Source organism: Paracoccus sp. FO-3, from assembly GCF_006386455.1.
In the GTDB taxonomy this organism is placed as follows: Bacteria; Pseudomonadota; Alphaproteobacteria; order Rhodobacterales; family Rhodobacteraceae; genus Paracoccus; species Paracoccus versutus.
Genome location: NZ_VCBQ01000017.1, coordinates 1 through 19,491, shown reverse-complemented (window position 1 = coordinate 19,491; position 19,491 = coordinate 1). Strand labels below are relative to the sequence as shown.

The following is a 19,491-nucleotide window of genomic DNA, read 5'->3' as shown; positions in this document are numbered from 1 at the left end:
CGCCGGCGGCCACCTTCTGCAAGCGCTGGATCGAACTGACCGATGCCCGCCTTGCCGCGCGCGACACCGATGTGATGGTCCCGGCCACGGCCGGACAGGCCGGCGGCTTCGTCTCCGGCCAGCTGTCGGACCTGCCGGCGGTGACCTATCACGGTCGCGATGCCGGGCCTTACTTCACCTCGGCGATCTGCCTGGCGAAGGAGCCCGACAGCGGCGTGCCGAACCTGTCCTTCCGCCGCTCGATGCAGGTCAGCGATACCGAGTTGCGGGTGCGTCTTGGCGGCACCCACGACCTGACGCGCTATCAGAAGAAGGCCGAGGAACGCGGCGAGGCGCTGGAGGCCGCGCTGCTGCTGTCCTGCCCGCCGGAAATCTTCCTGTCGGCCTGCGCCTCCTTGCCCTATGAGGCGTCCGAACTGGTGATGGCGGCGCAGATCAAGGCCGAGAAGATCCCCATGCGGCGCTGCGAGACCATCGACCTCGAAGTGCCCGCCAGCGCCGATATCGTGGACGAGGGCCGCTTCCTGCCCCATATCAAGCGCCCCGAGGGGCCCTTCGGCGAGTTCATGGGCAATTACGTCGAGGTCGGTGACAATCACGTCCTTGAGATCACCCATGTCAGCTATCGCCCCGATGCGGTGCTGCATGGGTTGGTCTGCGGCAGTCCCGAGGACCTGCGCCCGCTGGAGGCCGTGACCGCCGCCCGCGTCTATCGCCATGTCGCGGCGCAGGTGCCCGGCGTCATCGACGTGTGCTGCTGCCCGAACAGGATGATTTCCATCGTGAAGATCAGGAAGGCCTATGAGGGCCATGTCCGGCATGTGTTCCTGTCGGCGCTGGGATCCTATCTGGACTACAACAAGGTGGTGATCGTGGTCGATGAGAACGTGGACAGCTACGATCTGGACGACGTGATGTGGGCTTACCTGACGCGCAGGCGGGCGGATACGCGGGCGATGATCCTGAACGACATTCCGGGCTTCTACCGCGATCCGAAGAAGGACCATTGGGGCAGGCTCTGCATCGACGCGACGATGCCCTGGAGGCGCGAGGCGGAGTTCGCCCGCAAATCTATCCCCGGTCAGGACGATATCAACCTGGCCGACTGGTTGACCCAGGAGGGCTGAAACCCAGAAAAGGAGGCGATCGATGCCCCAGCAGCTTTCAGTTATCGTGGTGGGCGCCGGGATTGCCGGACTGATCGCCGCCTGGCACCTGCGCCGTGCGGGATGGGAAGCTACGGTGATCGAGGCCTCGGATCGGCCGGGCGGCCGCGTCGGCGCGCGCGAGACGCGGGGCATCCGCTACAATACCGGGGCGCGGCTTCTCTATGTCTTCAGCAAGGATTTCAATCGCCTGCTGGATATCGGGCTGACCCCGGATCTGGTGCCGGTCCGCCACCTTGCCGCCGAATGCCACGGGCCGGACGAGGCATGGACAGTCGAGTTGATGCCCGGCCCGCGCTCGCTGAGGACGCCGGGGCTGACGATGGGGGACCGGCTACGCTTCCTGGCTGCGGGACCCGGATGCCGGCAGCGCGCTTCGCCACCAATCCGGACGACGCGACCTCGGCCCCCGCAGCGAATGGCGAGACGCTGGCTGCCCATGTCACCCGCCACCTCAGCCGCCGCGTGCTGGAGGGGATGGTGAACCCAGTCTTTCGCGGCACGCGGAGTTGGGATGCCGGCGCCACTTCGGCCGCCTTCTTCGCCACCACCATGCCCCATATGATCGGGCGCAGCACGGTGCATGTGCTGAAGGGCGGCATGAACAGCCTGGCTGCGGCGCTTTCGCGCGACCTGGTGCTGATGCTGAACACCCGCGCCCTACGGTTCGAGGCCCCGGCCAGCGGCCCGTGCCGGGTGGAGGTTGAGCGGGACGGCCAGGGCGAGACACTGGAAGCCGACCGGGTCGTCTGCGCGGTCGAGGGTGGGCATGCGAATGCGCTGGTTCCCGATCTCGCCCCCGAGGACCGTGATTTCATGGCGAAGGTGCGCGACAACCCGCCGGGGATGGTGCATGTCCGTCTGAACCGGCAGGTAGCGGCCCGGATGAATTTCTTCACGGATCGGGCAGGCGGCGCCATTGCCACCTACCAGAAAATCCCCGGCAACGAGGCGCAGGGCAGCCATCCGCAGCTTTACGCGCAGCTGATACCCGAGGCCAACCGCTGCGCCCGCGACGAGGGCATGACGGACCGCATCCACGAGATCGTGGCGAAGGATCTTCGCAGGCTCTATCCGACGCTGGATGCCGACCGGGTGGACCATCACAACCAATGGGTCGCCCGCATGCTGCCCGAGTTCTATCCCGGCTGCGCGGCCGAGGTCCGCCGCTTCCTGGATCGTCAGGCAGCGAGCCGAGGGCGGCTGCATTTCTGCTGCGACTATCTGGCGCAGGCGCTGGTTACCGGGGCGGCAGCCAGCGGCAAGGCAGCGGCCGGGCGGCTTGTGGCGCAGGGTGCATAGACCATCGTCGAAACCCTTGCGTCCGATCGCGCAAGGATTGCCCAGTGGCGTGCCCCGCGCCCGTGGATAGCTTTCGGGCAGAATATGTCATCATGCCCGGATCGGGCATCCGAAACGGCGCCCCTTCCGAGGATTTCGCAGGCTATGCCAAGGCGGTAATCGACGGGATGACGATCCATGTCTCAGGGACGCTGGGGCAGGGTGAGGACGGGCAACCGCCCGATGACGCAGGCCAGCAGGCCCGCAACGCGCTGGCCAGCATCGACAAGGCGCTGAAACAGGCCGGATCGGGACTAACCGATGCCGTGGCCTGCCGGGTCTATATCACCGATGCCCCCTGGCTGGGCGAGGTGTTCCGCGACATACGCCCCACCAACACGATGCTGATCTGCCAGATCCCCACCCAGGGCGCCAAGGTTGAGATCGAGATCACCGCCTCGCGCGCGGGCTGAGGCGGTGGCCGCCCCAAGCGTCTGGTTGTCGGCATTTCGGGTGCCTCAGCGTAATCTACGGTATTCGCCTGCTGGAGATCCTGCAAGGCAGCGGGATCGAGACGCATCTGGTCATGATCCGCGCCGCCGAGATCACGCTGGCGCATGAGACCCGGCGCAAGCTGGCCGAGGTCCATGCGTCGGCCGATCACGTCCATTCCGCGACCGACATTGCCGCCCCGGTGTCCAGTGGGTCGTTTCGCACCATGGGGATGGTGGTCGCGCCGTGTTCCATTCGCTCGATGGCGGAAATCGCAGGGGGCGTGACCTCGGGGCTGCTCAGCCGGGCGGCGGATGTCATGTTGAAGGAACGCCGCCGCCTAGTGCTGATGGTCCGCGAGACGCCGCTGCATACCGGCCATCTGCGGACCATGACCGCCTTGTCCGAGATGGGCCGATCATCGTCCCGCCGGTCCCGGCCTTCTACGCCCGGCCCCGAACGCTGGAGGGCATGATCGACCACACGCTTGGCAGGGTGCTGGACCTGTTCGATATCGAGACCGAAGGCCTGGTCAGGCGCTGGAAGGAATAGCTTTTCGCATAGCCTGTCAATGGCAGGCCACTGAGACACACCACTGAGCGAACCGGCCCGCACCGGAAAGCCAGTCAGGCAGTCGCGGCCCGATGCAGCAGGGCGATATCCGCGTCCGGTAGCGCGGCGGTCCCGGCGAGGATGCGCAATCCCTGCGCGAAATCGCCGTTCCCTGCCGGAATCCGTGCGGCGAACCATTCCGCGATCATCCCGGCTTGCACTTTTTCCGCCGCCAGTTCGACCTGCTTCAGCCGGCCGCGGAGGGCTTCGCGTTCGGCTTCCGGCAGATGGGCGACGGGCTCGCGCAGATCGACCCGCAGCGCCCGCAGCGGCAGGACGGTGCGGCCGCGCCACTCGGCCATATGGTCGCGCAGGGCGTCCAGTTCGGTCGCGGTCAGCGGCGCGTCCTGCCGGGCAAGGGCATGGCAATGCGCGATCAGTAGCATCACATCCGTCCCGCCCTCGGCCTGCCGGCGCAGACACAGCGGCGCGATGCCAGGCTGCGCGTAGAAGGCCAGCGCGGAGGACCAGAGGTCCGGCCTTCCGGTTTTCTTGGTTTTCTTGTCGTCCATGCCTGTTCAGCCTTCATGGTATTGGCCACATTCTGGCTCGGAACGGAGACTGCGATGACCCTTCCTCTCAACGACCGGCTTGCGGTCCTGTGCGTCGATAAGGCTGTTGTCCGGCATCGTTTTTCCCGGCTGGGCGCGGGAATGCGCCATGCCCATCATGATGGGGCGGATCGGCGTGCACGTCAGCGGCAGGGCGGCGGGATATTGTGGACAGAGGCGCGCCCCATGCGAATCTTGGGGATAACCCGCACGGCCAAACAAGGAGGGGCTCCGGGTTGAGGCGATGAGCAAGGTTCACAAAAGGAGAAAATCTGCACACCTCCCTCCTGGAAAGCCGTTGGACCGTTGGGCCAGGCTGAGCAACGCAGGGCCGCGCAGGTGAGAGCTGCAGCAGCAACCCGCCGGTCCAATGGTCAACAGGTCCGACGGACCAAGCCCATGGTCGACTTATAAGCCCAAGAGGTTGCAGGTAGGTCGCAAGCGGTGAAGGGCCGTTCACAATCGGCATTGATGCGTCAAGATTGCGTGTGATGGGAGCTCGATCCGATTACGGGCGGAGTTTATACGGCAACGATGACGAGGGCTTTTAACCATTTCGCAGCTGCCGTATCAACGTCGCAAGAACTTCTTGCGGATGGCTTCGCCCGGATCGAACCCAATTCGTTCGGAGGCGATCAGGCAGGGATGATGCGATGAACGACTTTTGGCGGATCGGTTTGCTCTTCTCTCGAAGTGGCCCGACCGGACTGCCCGAAAGCGAACATGCATTGGGCGTTCGACTGGCCGTGAACGAACTCAACCGCGATGGAGGGATCCTCGGCCGCTTGGTCGAGATTGCGGAACATGATCCCGCAGGTGATCCCAATGCCTTCAGGCAGCATGCCGAAAGGATGATGACAGCCGAGGGCATCTCGGTCATCTTCGGCTGCCACACCTCGGATACGCGCAAGATCGTCTCGCGCTCGGTCGAGCGCCGCAACGGATTGTTGTGGTATCCGGCAAGCTATGAGGGCTTCGAATATTCGCCGAACATTCTCTATACAGGCCCCGTTGCCAATCAATGCATCTTTCCTCTGGCCGACTACCTGGTCGCCGAGCATGGCGGAAAGGGTTTCCTGGTCGGATGCGACTATATTTTCCCGCGTGAAACCAATCGCGTCATGCGGGATCTGATCGAGGCGCGGCGGGGACAGGTCGTCGGGGAAAGCTATCTGCCGATAATGGCCTCGCGCAATGAGATCCAGAAGGTTCTGATCGAGATCCGCAGACTTCAACCGGAATTCGTCTTTTCGACCCTGGTGGGCGAAACCGGCCAGGAATTCGCGCGGCTGTATCAGGATGCTGGGCTGGATCTTGGCGGAACACGCCCGATTGGCGGTATTTCCCTGACCGAGTGCGAGCTTGCGCGCATCGGAGCCGAGCGAGCCGAGGGGATCGTCACGGCCTCGTCCTATTTCTCTTCTCTGAAGAGCGATCAGAATGACCGTTTCCTGGCGAGTCTGCGCAAGAGCTTTGGCGATGATCGTCCTGTCAGCGGCTGGGCGGCTGCCTCATACAGCCAGGCGCGGATGTTTGGTCATGCGCTGGAACTGACCCAATCGATCGACACGGATCACTTGCTTCAGGTACTGCACGGGATGGCGTTTGACGCACCGGATGGGCCCGTATTGATCGACCCGGACAACAACCATGCCTGGATGACGCCGAGGATCGGGCGGGCCAATGCAAATGGCGCGTTCGATATCGTCTGGTCGGCAAGTGAGCTTGTCCGGCCGGATCCCTATCTTGCCAATTCTCCGGTTGCCCCGGTTCGGACCGATGAAGGTGTTGCGTGAGCCGGGGCGGAAACCATGTGGTCGAGATGCTGCGCGACCTGCGGGTGGCTGTCATTCACGCACCCGATCAGGATCGCGATGCCCTGGTCGGCCAGTTGCGCCGCATCGGCTGTCAGGTTCTGCCGGTCTGGCCCCTGCCCGACATGCCGCCGCGGGGGGTGGACCTGATCTTTCTCAGCCTGGATCATCGCTTTCAGCCCACGAAAAGCTGGGCCGTGGATGAAGATGCCCCCGCTGTCATCGCGATCCTGGAATACGAGAACCCGGTGATCCTGAAAGCCCTTGTGGACACCGGCGTCCATGGCGTGCTGGTCAAGCCCCTGCGGCCCGCGGGCGTCCTGTCCACGCTGACGCTGGGGCGCTGGCTTCATGGATACCATCGGCGGCTGGAGGCAAAGGTCCGCAAGCTGGAAGAGACCATAAAGGCGCAACGCGACATATCGAAGGCCGCCCGTATTCTTGCGGAGGTGAAAGGCGTGCCGGAATCGGATGCATTCGAAACCATTCGCGCGCAAGCGACGCGGCGGCGTATCTCGATGGCCGATGTCGCTGCAAGCATCATCAATGCGCAGGATGTGCTGAAAGACATGTCAAAGGATATCTAGCCTGCTCGCATTCGCGGCAGTTTCCGTCTCGGGCAGGATTATCCGAAGCACCAAATTGACTTTGAGCCGCATGGGGGCGTGATTTGGATCACGGCGCCCGGCAGGCCGCCTTCTCGACATATCTGGCTGGCAAGCCTCTGTTCCATTGCGCACCCCACCGGGGGCGATGGCAGAGGCTTTTTGCGTATTGGATGCCGCTGGGCGGCAGTGGAAGAATGGCTGAAAAACACGAAGAAAAGCTCATGATCGCCTGCCTGCAATTCGAGCCGCGCTTTGGCGAGGTCGCGGACAACCGGGCGCGCAGCATCGCGATGATCGAGCAGGCCGCGGATGCGGGGGCAAGGATCGTGATCCTGCCCGAGCTGGTGATCTCGGGCTATATGTTTCAAAGCAGGGCCGAGGCCTTTGCCCTTGCGGAACCGATCCCCGACGGTCCCAGCACGATCGCCTGGGCCGAGGTCGCCGCCCGCAGAAAGCTGTTCCTGGTGGCAGGAATTGCCGAGCGCGAGGGGGATCGGCTCTATAACAGCGCGGTCGTCATTGGGCCGGACGGGGTGCTGGGGGTCTATCGCAAGCTGCATCTCTGGGCGGACGAGAACCTCTGGTTCGAGGCGGGCAATCTGGGCCTGCCGGTTTTCTCTACTCCCCATGGCCGCATCGGCGTGGCGATCTGCTATGACGGATGGTTCCCCGAGGTGTTCCGGCTGGCCGCCGTCGAAGGAGCGGATCTGGTCTGCGTGCCGACCAACTGGGTGCCGATTCCGGGGCAGGCCGAGGGCCGGGGGCCCATGGCGAACATCCTTCACATGGCCGCCGCGCACAGCAACTCCATGGTGATCGCCTGTGCCGACCGGGTCGGGACCGAACGTGGTCAGCCCTTTGTCGGCCACAGCCTGATCGTCGGCCATACCGGCTGGCCCGTCGCGGGTCCGGCCAGCGGTGACAGCGAGGAAATCGTTCTGGCCGAGGTCGACCTTTCGGCCGCGCGGCGCGCGCGCAACTGGAACAGCTTCAACCACCCGCTCCGCGACAGGCGAACGGACATCTATGCCGAACGACTGGGAGCAAAGCCATCGGACCGGCGCCCATAATGCGCTGCAACAGGGGAAAACGACATGAAAATCCGTGAACTTCTTCTTGGACTCGGGATGGGCCTTGCCTGTGCCGTTTCCGCACAGGCCGAGGAAACCATCAGGATCGGTATTCCGGTCGGGCTCAGCGGCGCGAACAGCGTTGTCGCGCCATCGGTGGTGCAGGCGTCGGAACTGGCCGTGGACCAGATCAACGCGAAGGGCGGCGTGCTTGGACGTCGGCTGGAACTGGTGATCGCGGATGACGGCTCGGGTGCGCAGGGCGCGCAACGCGCCTATGACAGCCTGGTCTTCCAGCAGAAGGTCGATGCCATCGTCGCAATGGAGACCAGCGCCGCGCGCAATGCCGGCCTGCCCATCGTGAACCGCGGCAAGGTCCCTCTCATCTATACCTCGTTCTACGAGGGCCGGTCCTGCTCGCCCTGGATGCATATCAACGCGTGGGTTCCCGAACAGCAGGTCGCCCCCATCGTCGATCAGTTCATGGACGAGATGGGCGCCAAAAAGTTCTTCCTGATCGGCAGCGACTACGCCTTTGGCCGGGGGATGCTGGAATTCACCCGCGAATATGTCGAATCCAAGGGCGGCACGGTCGTCGGAGAGGAATATCTGCCGATGGACGGCTCGGACTGGACGGCCATCATCTCGCAGATGCGGTCCGCCAGTCCCGATGCGCTGATCACCTCGACCGCGGGCGGTGCGCCCAATGTCACCCTGACCAAGCAGCTTCGCGCCACCGGCGTGGACATTCCCTATGGCAACTACGCCATCGACGAAGGGACCGCCGCCACGATGGGGACGGATGCCGAGGGCATCTATATCGCTGCCTCCTACATCACCGGCATCGATTCCGCCGCGAACAAGGCGTTCCTGGAGGCACTGAACGCCAAGTTCGGAGCCAAGGCCGAAACCCCGAGCGAATTGTCCGTCCCGCAATACGAAGGCATCCTCGCCTATGCCGCCGCGGTCGAGAAAGCCGGCTCGACCGATGCCGAAAAGGTGGTCGAAGCGTTGGGCGAGGTGACCGTGGACGGCCCGCGCGGCTCGATCACCATGAACAAGCAGCGCCACTCGCCGCTGACCATGTATCTGGGTCGTGTCGCGGCCGACGGATCGGTCGAGGTGATCAAGTCCTTCCCCGACGTGGATCCGGGCGAGCAGTGCCCGCAGCTCGCCGGTTGACCCCTGAATGATGCGGGGCGTGCCCCGCATCCCTTTCCGACAAGAGCGCAAGATGGCTATTCTCGTCCTCGACATACTGACGACCGCCGCGATCCTGTTTGCGGTATCGGCTGGCCTGCTGATCATCCTCGGGGTGATGAAGCTGATCAACTTCGCCCATGGCGCCTTTCTGACCGTTGGCGGATACATGGCCTATCTCAACGGTGCTGCCGGTCTTTCGCCGTGGCTTTCGATCCCCCTGGCCGCTGGCGTCGGCTTTCTCGGCGGGCTGGTGATCGAGCGCGTGATCGTGCGCCCGCTCTATGATCGTCCTCTGGACGCGATCCTTGCCACCTGGGGACTTGGCATCGTGATTGGGCAACTGATCACGCTGGGCTTCGGCCGTGGCGTGCAGTTTGCACCGAACCCGATCAGCGGCACGACGGAACTGTTCGGCGTGGACTATTCGGCTTATCGCCTTGCGGTCGCGGTCATCGCCGTGCTTCTGGTCGTGGCATTGAGCGCGCTGCTGAAGTTGACCCGCTTCGGCCTGAACGCCCGCGCGGTCATCATGAACGAAAGACTGGCGCGCGGGCTTGGCATCGACAGCACCCGCGTGCGTGCGCTGACCTTTGGGCTGGGCGCAGCCCTTGCCTGCGCCGCCGGCGCGCTGATCACGCCGCTGATATCGGTCGATCCGAACATGGGGCTGCCCTGGCTGGTCAACAGCTTCATGCTGGTGATGGTCGCGGGCGTATCCTTTCCCAGTCTCCTCGTCGCCTCGCTGATCCTGGGCGGGGCGCAGGTCGTCGTCAGCACTTATGCGAACCCGATTCTGGGCGGCATGACCATCGTGGTCGCAGCCGCGCTGGTTCTGCGCATCAGTCCCAAAGGATTCAGTCGTGCGTGACATTTCCGCCGCCATCACAACCCGGTTCCGCGTGGCGGCGACCGGCTGCATCATCGGCCTGCTGGTCGTGGCCGTCGCGCCCTGGCTGCTGGACACCTACCTGACCAATATCCTCATCCGAACGCTGTTTCTGGCCACGGTCGTCATGACTGTGGACATCCTCTGGGGTTCGGTCGGAATCCTGACCTTCGGCCAGTCCGCCTTCTTCGGCATCGGGGCCTATGCCTGCGGATTGATCTTTACCCATTACGGCTTCGGTCCAGGCTGGGCGCTGGCCGGACTTGCCCTGGGGATCGGCGTTGCGGCGGTCGTCGCCACCGCGACCGGCTGGCTGGCCTTCTTTCACGGTTCGTCGCCGCTTTACGCCTCGATCATCACGCTGGCCTTGCCGATCGTCCTGACGCAGGTGATCTTTTCTGGCGGCAACTTTACCGGCTCTTCCAGCGGATTGTCGGGCTTTCCCACCTATTATTGGGATCTGAGGATCTGGTTCTGGACCGCGGGGACATTCCTTGTGCTGACGACCACCGCCGCCTGGCTGCTGGTCCGCAGCGACTTTGGACGCGTGATGGTCGCCATCCGCGAGAACGAGGAACGCTGTGCCTATCTTGGTATCCCGGTGTCGCGCATAAAGATCATGCTGATGATCGCTTCGGCGGTGATCGCCTCGGCTGCGGGCTTCGGCTATGCCGCGTTCTCGAACGTCGTTGCGCCCGAACTGGCAAGCTTCCAGCTTGGTACCGAATTCCTGATCTGGACGGCACTGGGCGGGCGCGGAACGCTGCTGGGTCCGATATTCGCGGCGCTTGGCATCGACACCATGTCTTCGTGGCTGTCGGGAACGATGCCCTTTCTGTGGAAGCTGCTGATCGGCGTCGTCTTCGTGGCGGTCATCGTCCTTCTGCCGCGTGGCTTCGCGCCTCTTGTCGGCGGCCTGTTTCGCCGGATCCTGCCGGTCCGCACGGCCGGCGTGCCGGCCCGTGTCCTTGTCCCCGACACGCGCAGCCGCCTGGGGCAGGGGGCGGACGACCAGAAACCTCCGCTGAGGATCGAGCATCTGTCGCGCCGCTACGGCAGCCTCAGCGTGCTGACTGACGTGACCATGACCGGACGGGCCAGTCACCTGCTGGGCATCATCGGGCCGAACGGGGCGGGCAAGACGACGCTGATGCGCTGCATCAGCGACGGCAGCGAACGTAGCGGCGGAAAGGTCGAGATCAACGGTGCCGAGATCGGACGCGGCGCGCCGCAAGACATCGTGGCGTTGGGCGTCGGCCGCAGCTTTCAGAACACCAATCTTTTCGACACGCTGACCGTCGCCGATTGCCTGCTGCTTGCCCGCTACCGGATCGACGGCGCCCGGCTGTTTCGCAGCGGCGTCGGCATCGCCCTGCCGGAACCCGCGCTGGACATCCTGCGCGCCACCGGGCTGGATCAGCGGCTGGCGGATGAGACGGGCAACCTGTCCCACGGCATGAAGCGCGGGCTGGAGCTTGCGATGGTGCTGGCGACCGAGCCGTCGGTGCTTTTGCTGGACGAGCCGACCGCCGGGCTGACCAGGCCCGAGCGCATGGTGATCGGCAAGGTGCTGGGCCGCCTGACGCGCGACTACGGCCTGTGCATCGTCCTGATCGAACATGACCTGGATTTCGTGCGCGAGATCAGCGACCGCGTGGTCGTGCTGCATCAGGGCTCGATCCTGATGGAGGGCACCGTGGACGAGGTCGTTTCCTCGGAGCTGGTCAGGTCCGTCTATGCCGGGCATCATGTGGAGGCCGCGCAATGAGCACGCCCCTTCTGACTGTCGATGCGCTGACCAGCGGCTACGGTTCCGCAGCGGTGTTGCACGATGTTTCCTTGCAGGTGGACAGGGCCCGGATCGTGGCGATCCTCGGCAAGAACGGCATGGGCAAATCGACGCTGCTGAAAACCATCATGGGTTTCGTGCGTCCCATCAGCGGCCGCATCACCCTTGACGGCAGGGACGTGACCGGTGCCGCACCGAACTTCATGGCTCGTGCCGGGATGGCGCACGCACCGCAGGAACATACGCTGTTCCAGGATCTGACGGTCGGGGACAACCTGCGCCTAGGGGTGGCGACGGATCGGCTGTTCCGGCAATGCCTGCCCGAGGTCGAGGCGGTCTTTCCGCGGATGATCGAACGGCTGGGCCAGCGTGCGGGCACCCTGTCGGGCGGCGAACAGAAGATGCTGCTGATGTCGCGGGCGCTGATTGCCCGGCCGAAAATCATGCTGGTCGATGAGATCAGCGAGGGTTTGCAGCCCACGATGGTCGACCGCATCGCCCAGGCGCTGCTTCGCGCCCGCGACGAGCTGGGCATCGCCGTCCTGCTGGTCGAGCAGCATCTGGATTTCGCGCTGTCGGTTGCCGATCGGGTGGCGATGATGAAGCTGGGCGAGATCGTCGAGGAGGGCACGCGGCAGGAACTTGCCGCCAGTGACGGGCTTGCCGCCCATCTTGCGGTGTGACGCCATGCGCCTGACCCCGCGTGAGACCGACCGGCTGCTTTTGTTCCAGGCGGCCCAGCTTGCCCGCCTGCGCCGAGCGAACGGCCTGTCCCTGACCGAACCCGAGGCGCGCGCCCTGATCGCGGATACGATCTGCGAAGGCGCGCGTGCGGGGGGCACGGTCGCGGATATGGTTGCGCTCGGCTCCTCGGCCCTGACCGAGGACGACGTGATGCCCGGCGTGGCCGAGATGGTCCCGGTCGTCATGGTCGAGGCCCTGTTTCCCGACGGCCAGAAGCTTGTCTGCGTGCATGACCCCATCGCGCCGGGCAAGCGGTCCTCGGATGCCCTGCCGCCGCGCTGGCGAACGGGGACCGAGCCGGTAGAGGTCAATAGCGGCCGCGCCACCCTGCGGCTGCGCGTGGTCAGCACCGCCGACCGGCCGATCCAGATCGGGTCGCATTATCACTTTTTCGAAGTCAATCCCGCGCTGCATTTCGACCGGCAGGCGGCCTATGGCTTTCGGCTGGACATCCCCTCGGCGACGACGCTGCGCTTCGAGCCCGGCGACAGCCGCGACGTGGATCTGGTGGCCATCGGCGGCGCGCGCATCGTGCATGGGCTTGCGGGGTTGGTCGATGGTCCGCTGGACGATCCCGGCATCCGCAGCGCCGCCATGGCGCGTCTCGCCGCGTTTCTGGAGGGCTGAGCGTGGCTTGCAGCATCGAAAGAAGCCGCTACCTGCAACTCTACGGACCGACGACCGGCGATTGCGTGCGGCTGGGCGACACGGGCCTGTGGGCGAAGGTCGAACGGGATCTGTGCGTGGGTGGCGATGAGCTGGTGTTCGGTGCCGGCAAGACCCTGCGCGCCGGAACCGGCTGCGACGGGGCGCTGACCGCTGCCGAGGGCATGCCCGACCTGATCGTGACGAATGCCCTGGTCATCGACGCCGTGACCGGGATCTTCAAGGCGGATATCGGCATCCGCAAGGGTCGCATCATCGGGATCGGCAAGGCCGGCGATCCCAACATCATGGACGGCGTGACGCCGGGCCTGACCGTGGGCGTGAACACGGACGTTCGCGCGGCCGAGGGGTTGATCGTCACCGCGGGCGGCATCGACTGCCATGTGCATTTCATCGACCCCGGCCAGGTGGACGAGGCGCTTTGCGCGGGCGTCACCACAATGATGGGCGGTGGGTTGGGCCCGACGACGGTGCCCATCGCCTCGACCGGGACCACCAACCTTGGGCTGATGCTGCAGGCGGCCGAGGCGTTCCCGATGAATTTCGGCTTCATCGCCAAGGCCGCCTCGCATCGGGTCGAGCCGCTGCTGGAACAGCTTGCCGCCGGGGCGGCGGGGCTGAAGATCCATGAGGACTGGGGTGCAAGTCCGGCGGTGATCGACGCGGCGCTGAAGGCGGCCGGGATCGGGGGCGGCCAGATCCAGCTGCACAGCGACACGTTGAACGAATCGGGTTTCGTGGAACACACGATCCGCGCCATCGGCGACCGCGGCATCCACGCCTATCATGTCGAGGGTGCGGGCGGCGGTCATGCGCCCGACATCATCCGCATCTGCGGGCGCGACAATGTCCTGCCTTCCTCGACCAACCCGACGAACCCGTTCACGATCAATACGTTCGACGAACACTTCGACATGGCAATGACCAGCCATCACCTCAATCCCCGCCTGCCCGAGGATGTGGCCTTCGCCGAAAGCCGCATCCGGCGCGAGACGATAGGGGCCGAGGACGTCCTGCACGATCTGGGCGCGATCAGCGCCATCGGCTCGGACAGCCAGGGCATGGGCCGGATCGGCGAGACCATCGCGCGCACCTGGCAACTGGCGGAACATATGCGCGACCTGCGCGGCAGCCTGGACGAGGATCGCGGCACCGGCGCCGACAACTTCCGTATCCGCCGCTATGTGGCGAAATACACGGTCAATCCGGCGCTGATGTTCGGCATCGGCCACGAGGTCGGCTCGATCGCGGTCGGCATGCTGGCCGACCTGGTTTTCTGGCGCCCGGACAGCTTCGGGGTCAAGCCGGAGCTGGTCTTGAAGGCGGGCTTCCCGGTTTGGGCGCCGCTGGGCGAGGCCAACGCCTCGTTGATGGCATGCGAGCCGGTCCGCTATCGCCCGATGTGGGGCTGTTTCGGGCGCGCTCCGCAAAGCCTTGGCCTGCGTTTCGTTGCGCCGGCGGCGGTCGGGAACGGCCTTGCCGAGCGGCTGGACCTGCGCGCAAGGCTTTCAGCCGTCTCGGACACGCGGGCGCTGCGCAAGCGCGACATGGTGCTGAACGACGCGCTGCCCGACATCGCCGTCGATCCCGAAAGCTTCCAGGTCCGCATCAACGGCGAGGTGGCGGACAGCCCCCCGGCAGAACGTGTTTCGCTGGGCCAAGGATACATGCTGAAATGAGACGGAGGATGACATGGCGGCGGTGAGGATCGGAATCGGCGGCCCGGTCGGATGCGGCAAGACCCGGTTGGTCGAACGCTTGCTGCCGATCTGCCAGGACGAGGGCGTATCGGTCGCCGTGATCACGAACGATCTGGTGACTGCCGAGGATGCCGAACGGGTCCGCCGTTCCGGCCTGATCGACCCCGACCGGGTGCTGGGCGTCGAAAGCGGGGCCTGCCCGCACACGGCGATCCGCGAGGATCCTTCGGTGAACATCGAGGCGGCGGAATATCTGGAAAGCCGCTTTTCCCCCGACCTGATCCTGATCGAAAGCGGTGGAGACAACCTGGCCGCGACCTTTTCCAGCGAGTTGGTGGATTGGTGGGCGTTCGTCATCGACGTCTCGGCTGGCGACGACATTCCGCGCAAGCGGGGCCTGGGTGTCCTGCGTGCCGACCTGCTGATCGTGAACAAGATCGACCTGGCCCCGCATGTCGATGCCGATCTGGACCGGATCCGGCAGGACGTCGCCGCCGCGCGGCCGGGTCGCCCCTCGCTCTTCACCGATCTGCGCCGGGATCGGGGCGTGCGCCCGGTTTTCGACGAGATCGCCCGATCCGCGCTGTTCCACAGGATCGCCGAATGAACGAGGGGCATCTGTCGCTGCATCTGGTCCGGGATGGCGGGGGCCGGACCCGGCTTGCCCGCCGGCGGCAATGCTATCCCCTGACGACGACGGCGGTCCTGCCCCTTGCTGAAGAGGACACGGCGCTGATCTATGTCCAGAATGCCGCGGGATCGGTCTTCGGCGGCGACAGGCTGTCGGTCGATATCCGGCTGGATGAGGGGGCGGAACTCTGCCTCTCGACACCCGCCGCGACGCGGTTGCAGGGGGACGTCCTCTCGGTGCAGACGACCCGTATTTCCGTGGCGCGGAACGGTTTTCTGGAATCCGTGCCGGACATGGTCATCCCCCATGCAGGGGCCTGCCATCACCAGATTACCCGGTTGGCGATGGAAAGGGATGCGAGTGCGATCCTTCTGGACAGCATGGCGCCGGGCCGTGTGGCGCGGGGCGAGCGGCACGACTATGCCCTTGTCCTGCTGCGGCTGGTCGTGACGTGCGAGGGCCGCGACATCCTGATCGACGGCGCGCGCTTCTGCCCCGCAGAGGCCGATCCCGCCCTGGCAGGCGCCTTGGGCGAAGAGGGCTATGTCGGAACGCTTTTTGCCCTGAGCGCGCAGGTGGATTCCGTGGCTCTGGCCGCCGACATCGCTGCTTCGCTTGACGGCACGCAGGGGGCCTTCGGCGGCGCGGCCCCGCTGGCATCGGGTTACGGCGTCGTCGCGCGCTTTCTTGCCGCGGATGCTCCAGCATTGCGCGCGGCCAGCCACCGGGCCTGGGACGCGGCAAGGCGCCGGATGAGGAACCGTCCGGCGCCTGTCCTTAGAAAATGAAGGAAAGATCATGCTGATCGTTGGTGAAATCCTGGGTCATGCCGATGAAACGCGTTTTCGCCACCGGCGGCGGGACAGGATATGGATCGCCGCCGCCGATGCGGGCCGGCGCCGGCTTCGCAGGACCAGCGAAGCGGGCGCCGATGTCGGCATCGACCTGCAAAAGCCAGGCTGGCTGTCGGATGGCGCGGTTCTGGACGATGACGGAACCCGTATCCTGACCGTGGCCCGCCTGCCGGAAGAGGTGATGATCGTCACCCTGTCCGAAACCGATATTCTGGCGGCGTTCCGGGTCGGGCATGCCCTTGGAAATCGCCACGCCCCCTGTGAGTTGCGGGGCCGCGAAGTCATCGTTCCCGTGACCGAGACCCCCGAACTGACCGCACGCCCGCTGCTGGCGCACAATATCGACCCCGCGCATATCCGTTTCGCGCGCATACCCTTTGCGGCGGATGCCCCGCCTGTCTGCGCGGGGGCCGGGCACGATCATCCGGCGGACCGTCCGCGTCATCATCACCACCACCATCACGCAGAATGACCCATGACACGACGTCTGGCGCGCTGGCGGATGGCCCGGCGTTGCTGGCCCTGATGCAGCTGTCGGACACCGCCCTGCCCATCGGGCGGCACGCCCATGCCCTGGGACTGGAGCGCCTGCTGCGCGACGGCCGGGTGCCCGACGAAAGACGCCTCCGGCAGATCGTTGTCTCGGCACTGATGCAGGGGGGCGCCCGCTGCGACGGGGCGGCGGCATCCCTTGCGCATCAGGCCTTGACATCCGGGGACGAGGCCCGGTTGTTGGCCATCGACGCCCGGCTCGATTGCCTGAAGCTGACCGATGCAGCACAGGCGGCCTCTCGCCGATGCGGTCGCAGGCTGGCGGTGCTCGCACCCTCGTTGTCGCGCGACGCGGTGCTGGCGGATTATGCGGGTGCCATCGCCACGGGCCGCAGTCCCGGCCATCTGGCGGTGATCTCGGCGGCAACCTCGGCGGCCTGCGGCGTTTCCCGCCCGGCTGCGGTTCTGATGGAACTGCGTGGCATCGCCACGATGATCCTGTCGGCGGCGGTGCGCCTGGACATCGTGCCTGCGGCGGCGTCGCAGGCGGTGCTCGCCGGTTTCGCGCCCGAGATCCTGGCGGCCAGCCGGATCGCCCTGGCGACCGCGCTGGACGAGATGGAATGCAGCGCGGCTGCCGTGATCGAGACGGCCGCCATGCGCCATGCGCGGGACCACGGTCGCTTGTTCGCCACATGAGTACCGCAACGAAGCAGGGGCCGGCACGGAGTGATGGGAATGGATGAGAGAGATGTTCTGCGCGTGGCGCTGGACTGGGAGGTGGACGGGATCGACCCGCCCCGGTCCTTTGGCGGCTGGAATACCGGTCGCGTGGTCCAGCAGACCCATGAAAGCCTGATGGAGGACGATTTCGACGCTGCTCCGGCAAGTCCGGGCCAGCCGACCGCAATCGTCCCGCGCCTGGCCCAAAGCTGCGACGTCTCGGACGACGCCCGCCGGTTCCTGTTCCGTCTGCGCCCCGGCATCCGCTTTCACGATGGCGCGCTGCTCGATGCCGAAGCCGTGGTTCTGAACTACGCCCGGTTCTGCGATCCGGAATCGCCCATGTTTTCGCATGAAGCGGCCGATCTGAACCGCGCGGCGGCAGAGCTGATCGCGAAGGTCCGGGCAGTCGATTCCCTGACGGTCGAAATCACGCTCAGAGAGCCGTCGCCGGAATTCCTGCGCTACATGACGCAAGAGGATGCGCCTGGCGCGCAGTCGCTGGTCAGCCCGCTGGCGCTGAAGCGTTTCGGTCCCGACGGATGCGCCGACCGCGCGCCCGGAACCGGCGCGTTCCGCTTTCATCGGCGCTTTGACACGCCCCATGGTTCGGGGGTGGAACTGGTGCGGAACGACGATTACTGGGGCGGTCGGCCACGGCTCTCGGGGATACGTTTTCTGCCCTTTCCCGATCTGGGCGACCGACTGCGGGCTCTGGCCGAGGGGCGGGTGGATATGGCCTATAGCCTCGAGGGCGCCGATCTCGAAGAACTGGCTGCGCAGGGCTTCACCATTCCGGAATACCATCCGCCATACATCTGGTATCTGGTCTTCAATCTGCGCGATCCGCAGATGGCCGACATCAGGGTCCGCCGCGCGATTGCCCATGCGATTGACCGTGAAGCCTTGTGCGCAAAACTGTTTCCGGGTGCCGCGGTTCCGGCATTCGGCATGCTGCCTCCCGGCTCGCCGTCCCATGATCCGCAGGCCGGGGATCTGTATCCCTACGATCCGGATCGTGCCCGCGCTCTGCTTGCCGAGGCGGGCGCGGCAGAAGGGCTGACGCTTCATGCCCTGGGCGCGCGCGCAGGCTCGGCCCAGCTCGATCCCGGCGCGATCTACCGGCAGATGGAACAGAACCTCGCCGCGGTCGGCATCCGGCTGAAGGTTACGCTTCGTCCCGACTGGGTCGGCTATTGCAACGAGTGGCGGCAGGGCGCGGCATCCGGCATCTCTTTCAGCGAGATGAGCTGGGCGATGTCCAGCGATCTTTGGCTGCGGCAGGTATTGCACAGCCGCAACGCCTCGCCTGTCGGATTCAATGCGGGTTATGCATCCGATCCGCTTCTCGATGAATTGCTTGATCGCGCAGCAGGAACGCTCGCGGGGGCCGAACGCCTGCGGCTTTATCGGGAAGCCGGTCGGCGGGTTATGGAAGAACTGCCGGTTTTGCCGCTTCTGAACACGCGGCGGGGCATGGTCGCGCTTTCGGCCCGGGTGAAGGGATTGGTTTCCATAAACCAATGCTGGCACGATCTGCGTGGAGTCGATCTCGATTAGCAGCTGATTTGTCCAAACCCGACAAACTGTCGTAGGTAATTATTGCACGGAACCGCATGGACGATAAAAGATACATCCGCGATATCGGATGGACGAGACGGCGGTTCGAGGGACGAGGGAAACAGTATTCGGGATGTAGGCGGGGGATGTACAACCCTAGCTGCAGGCCCAAGTCTGCCAGTCCGAGTCATGAGAGTTGTTGCCGCTCAGTGGGCTTCTCATCGTAGTCGGCGGCGGTCTTGGCGCCCGCCTCCTTACCCATCAACTGCTCGGCAGCAAGATTGATTATTTAACAGGCTGCTGAAAAAGGATTTTGAGAGGGCGACGCAGCGGAAATCGTTCTGGATCCAGCTAATATCGGCCCGAAAATGGGGCGTTCTCGGCAAATTTGAGGCGGATTTCCCGGTTCCCCGCCCGCGCTGTCCTGTCGCAAGGACTTTTTCACCAGCCTGCTAATGCAGCAGGTCGGGCCTTGAGCCTTCCATACCCGGTTCAGACCTGATCAGCAGCTCTTCACGGCACGATCCGGTTGCATCTCGCGATCAGCCCCCAGCCGATATCGCGCATCCTCAGCCTCACGTCGCGGCCTTGAGGTTCAGCCGTGCTTCCAGCTTCACCGCGCCTTCCTTGCGCTCGCTGTAGCGGTCGG

Annotated in this window: 20 protein-coding genes; 19 read left to right on the top strand and 1 reads right to left on the bottom strand. The window is 65.2% G+C overall.

Annotated features, from left to right (window positions below):
* Window positions 1-74: 74 nt before the first annotated feature.
* From FE811_RS06805 to FE811_RS06785, 5 genes are all read left to right on the top strand, one after another.
* Complete coding sequence (locus FE811_RS06805; protein WP_181180832.1) at window positions 75-1,127, top strand: UbiD family decarboxylase domain-containing protein; 1,053 nt, start codon at window positions 75-77, stop codon at window positions 1,125-1,127.
* Between the two features lie 22 nt (window positions 1,128-1,149).
* The gene (locus tag FE811_RS28190) at window positions 1,150-1,650 is read left to right on the top strand and encodes an FAD-dependent oxidoreductase (protein ID WP_116221290.1); all 501 of its coding nucleotides are present in this window, start codon (window positions 1,150-1,152) and stop codon (window positions 1,648-1,650) included.
* On the top strand, window positions 1,644-2,468 hold the full coding sequence (locus FE811_RS06795) for an FAD-dependent oxidoreductase (RefSeq protein ID WP_244295124.1): 825 nt from the start codon (window positions 1,644-1,646) through the stop codon (window positions 2,466-2,468). Before FE811_RS28190 ends, FE811_RS06795 begins: the two co-directional genes overlap by 7 nt.
* A gap of 92 nt (window positions 2,469-2,560) precedes the next feature.
* On the top strand, window positions 2,561-2,920 hold the full coding sequence (locus FE811_RS06790) for a Rid family hydrolase (protein ID WP_116221723.1): 360 nt from the start codon (window positions 2,561-2,563) through the stop codon (window positions 2,918-2,920).
* Window positions 2,917-3,414 carry a UbiX family flavin prenyltransferase gene (locus tag FE811_RS06785; RefSeq protein ID WP_338117752.1) on the top strand — a complete coding sequence of 166 codons (498 nt, stop codon included), beginning with the start codon at window positions 2,917-2,919 and terminating at the stop codon, window positions 3,412-3,414. Before FE811_RS06790 ends, FE811_RS06785 begins: the two co-directional genes overlap by 4 nt.
* Window positions 3,415-3,565: 151 nt before the next feature.
* On the opposite strand, the gene FE811_RS06780 is transcribed toward FE811_RS06785, so the two are convergent.
* Window positions 3,566-4,063: a TIGR02444 family protein gene (locus FE811_RS06780; protein WP_116221288.1), complete on the bottom strand. Its 498-nt coding sequence runs from the start codon at window positions 4,061-4,063 to the stop codon at window positions 3,566-3,568.
* A gap of 692 nt (window positions 4,064-4,755) precedes the next feature.
* Between FE811_RS06780 and FE811_RS06775 the strand changes: the two genes are divergently transcribed.
* From FE811_RS06775 to FE811_RS06710, 14 genes are all read left to right on the top strand, one after another.
* Window positions 4,756-5,898, top strand: coding sequence for a transporter substrate-binding domain-containing protein (locus FE811_RS06775; RefSeq protein WP_116221287.1), 1,143 nt, complete (start codon window positions 4,756-4,758; stop codon window positions 5,896-5,898).
* Window positions 5,899-5,924: 26 nt separating this feature from the next.
* Window positions 5,925-6,503, top strand: a complete 579-nt coding sequence (locus FE811_RS06770) for an ANTAR domain-containing response regulator (protein ID WP_062564128.1) — start codon at window positions 5,925-5,927, stop codon at window positions 6,501-6,503.
* 215 nt (window positions 6,504-6,718) lie between these two features.
* The gene (locus tag FE811_RS06765) at window positions 6,719-7,594 is read left to right on the top strand and encodes a nitrilase family protein (RefSeq protein ID WP_116221286.1); all 876 of its coding nucleotides are present in this window, start codon (window positions 6,719-6,721) and stop codon (window positions 7,592-7,594) included.
* Window positions 7,595-7,618: 24 nt separating this feature from the next.
* Window positions 7,619-8,776, top strand: coding sequence for a substrate-binding protein (locus FE811_RS06760; protein WP_062564120.1), 1,158 nt, complete (start codon window positions 7,619-7,621; stop codon window positions 8,774-8,776).
* Window positions 8,777-8,828: 52 nt separating this feature from the next.
* Window positions 8,829-9,665 carry a branched-chain amino acid ABC transporter permease gene (locus tag FE811_RS06755; protein WP_036752926.1) on the top strand — a complete coding sequence of 279 codons (837 nt, stop codon included), beginning with the start codon at window positions 8,829-8,831 and terminating at the stop codon, window positions 9,663-9,665.
* The gene (locus FE811_RS06750; protein WP_208861534.1) at window positions 9,658-11,451 is read left to right on the top strand and encodes an ATP-binding cassette domain-containing protein; all 1,794 of its coding nucleotides are present in this window, start codon (window positions 9,658-9,660) and stop codon (window positions 11,449-11,451) included. The genes FE811_RS06755 and FE811_RS06750 overlap by 8 nt, the downstream gene beginning before the upstream one ends.
* On the top strand, window positions 11,448-12,155 hold the full coding sequence (locus FE811_RS06745) for an ABC transporter ATP-binding protein (protein ID WP_062564121.1): 708 nt from the start codon (window positions 11,448-11,450) through the stop codon (window positions 12,153-12,155). Before FE811_RS06750 ends, FE811_RS06745 begins: the two co-directional genes overlap by 4 nt.
* A 4-nt stretch (window positions 12,156-12,159) precedes the next feature.
* Window positions 12,160-12,843: an urease subunit beta gene (locus FE811_RS06740; protein WP_116221285.1), complete on the top strand. Its 684-nt coding sequence runs from the start codon at window positions 12,160-12,162 to the stop codon at window positions 12,841-12,843.
* A gap of 2 nt (window positions 12,844-12,845) precedes the next feature.
* Window positions 12,846-14,561: an urease subunit alpha gene (gene ureC, locus FE811_RS06735; RefSeq protein ID WP_062564123.1), complete on the top strand. Its 1,716-nt coding sequence runs from the start codon at window positions 12,846-12,848 to the stop codon at window positions 14,559-14,561.
* Between the two features lie 13 nt (window positions 14,562-14,574).
* A complete protein-coding gene (ureG, locus tag FE811_RS06730) occupies window positions 14,575-15,189 on the top strand; it encodes an urease accessory protein UreG (RefSeq protein WP_036752934.1) in 615 nt (204 codons plus the stop codon).
* Window positions 15,186-16,001: an urease accessory protein UreD gene (locus tag FE811_RS06725; RefSeq protein ID WP_036752936.1), complete on the top strand. Its 816-nt coding sequence runs from the start codon at window positions 15,186-15,188 to the stop codon at window positions 15,999-16,001. Before ureG ends, FE811_RS06725 begins: the two co-directional genes overlap by 4 nt.
* A 10-nt stretch (window positions 16,002-16,011) precedes the next feature.
* Window positions 16,012-16,539, top strand: coding sequence for a hypothetical protein (locus FE811_RS06720; RefSeq protein WP_052095812.1), 528 nt, complete (start codon window positions 16,012-16,014; stop codon window positions 16,537-16,539).
* Window positions 16,536-17,258 (top strand): urease accessory protein UreF, encoded by a 723-nt coding sequence (locus FE811_RS06715; protein WP_072463412.1) that lies wholly within the window; start codon window positions 16,536-16,538, stop codon window positions 17,256-17,258. Before FE811_RS06720 ends, FE811_RS06715 begins: the two co-directional genes overlap by 4 nt.
* Window positions 17,259-17,297: 39 nt before the next feature.
* Entirely contained in the window at window positions 17,298-18,842 is a 1,545-nt protein-coding gene (locus FE811_RS06710; protein WP_116221284.1) for an ABC transporter substrate-binding protein, read from the top strand.
* Window positions 18,843-19,491: the final 649 nt, after the last annotated feature.

Bases quoted from the DNA above. Each gene is read 5' to 3' on its own strand.
- FE811_RS06805 (WP_181180832.1), top strand. From the start codon at position 75: ATGGTCCCGGCCACGGCCGGACAGGCCGGCGGCTTCGTCTCCGGCCAG.
- FE811_RS28190 (WP_116221290.1), top strand. From the start codon at position 1,150: ATGCCCCAGCAGCTTTCAGTTATCGTGGTGGGCGCCGGGATTGCCGGA.
- FE811_RS06795 (WP_244295124.1), top strand. From the start codon at position 1,644: ATGGTGAACCCAGTCTTTCGCGGCACGCGGAGTTGGGATGCCGGCGCC.
- FE811_RS06790 (WP_116221723.1), top strand. From the start codon at position 2,561: ATGCCCGGATCGGGCATCCGAAACGGCGCCCCTTCCGAGGATTTCGCA.
- FE811_RS06780 (WP_116221288.1), bottom strand. From the start codon at position 4,063: ATGGACGACAAGAAAACCAAGAAAACCGGAAGGCCGGACCTCTGGTCC.
- FE811_RS06775 (WP_116221287.1), top strand. From the start codon at position 4,756: ATGAACGACTTTTGGCGGATCGGTTTGCTCTTCTCTCGAAGTGGCCCG.
- FE811_RS06770 (WP_062564128.1), top strand. From the start codon at position 5,925: ATGCTGCGCGACCTGCGGGTGGCTGTCATTCACGCACCCGATCAGGAT.
- FE811_RS06765 (WP_116221286.1), top strand. From the start codon at position 6,719: ATGGCTGAAAAACACGAAGAAAAGCTCATGATCGCCTGCCTGCAATTC.
- FE811_RS06760 (WP_062564120.1), top strand. From the start codon at position 7,619: ATGAAAATCCGTGAACTTCTTCTTGGACTCGGGATGGGCCTTGCCTGT.
- FE811_RS06755 (WP_036752926.1), top strand. From the start codon at position 8,829: ATGGCTATTCTCGTCCTCGACATACTGACGACCGCCGCGATCCTGTTT.
- FE811_RS06745 (WP_062564121.1), top strand. From the start codon at position 11,448: ATGAGCACGCCCCTTCTGACTGTCGATGCGCTGACCAGCGGCTACGGT.
- FE811_RS06740 (WP_116221285.1), top strand. From the start codon at position 12,160: ATGCGCCTGACCCCGCGTGAGACCGACCGGCTGCTTTTGTTCCAGGCG.
- ureG (WP_036752934.1), top strand. From the start codon at position 14,575: ATGGCGGCGGTGAGGATCGGAATCGGCGGCCCGGTCGGATGCGGCAAG.
- FE811_RS06725 (WP_036752936.1), top strand. From the start codon at position 15,186: ATGAACGAGGGGCATCTGTCGCTGCATCTGGTCCGGGATGGCGGGGGC.
- FE811_RS06720 (WP_052095812.1), top strand. From the start codon at position 16,012: ATGCTGATCGTTGGTGAAATCCTGGGTCATGCCGATGAAACGCGTTTT.
- FE811_RS06715 (WP_072463412.1), top strand. From the start codon at position 16,536: ATGACCCATGACACGACGTCTGGCGCGCTGGCGGATGGCCCGGCGTTG.
- FE811_RS06710 (WP_116221284.1), top strand. From the start codon at position 17,298: ATGGATGAGAGAGATGTTCTGCGCGTGGCGCTGGACTGGGAGGTGGAC.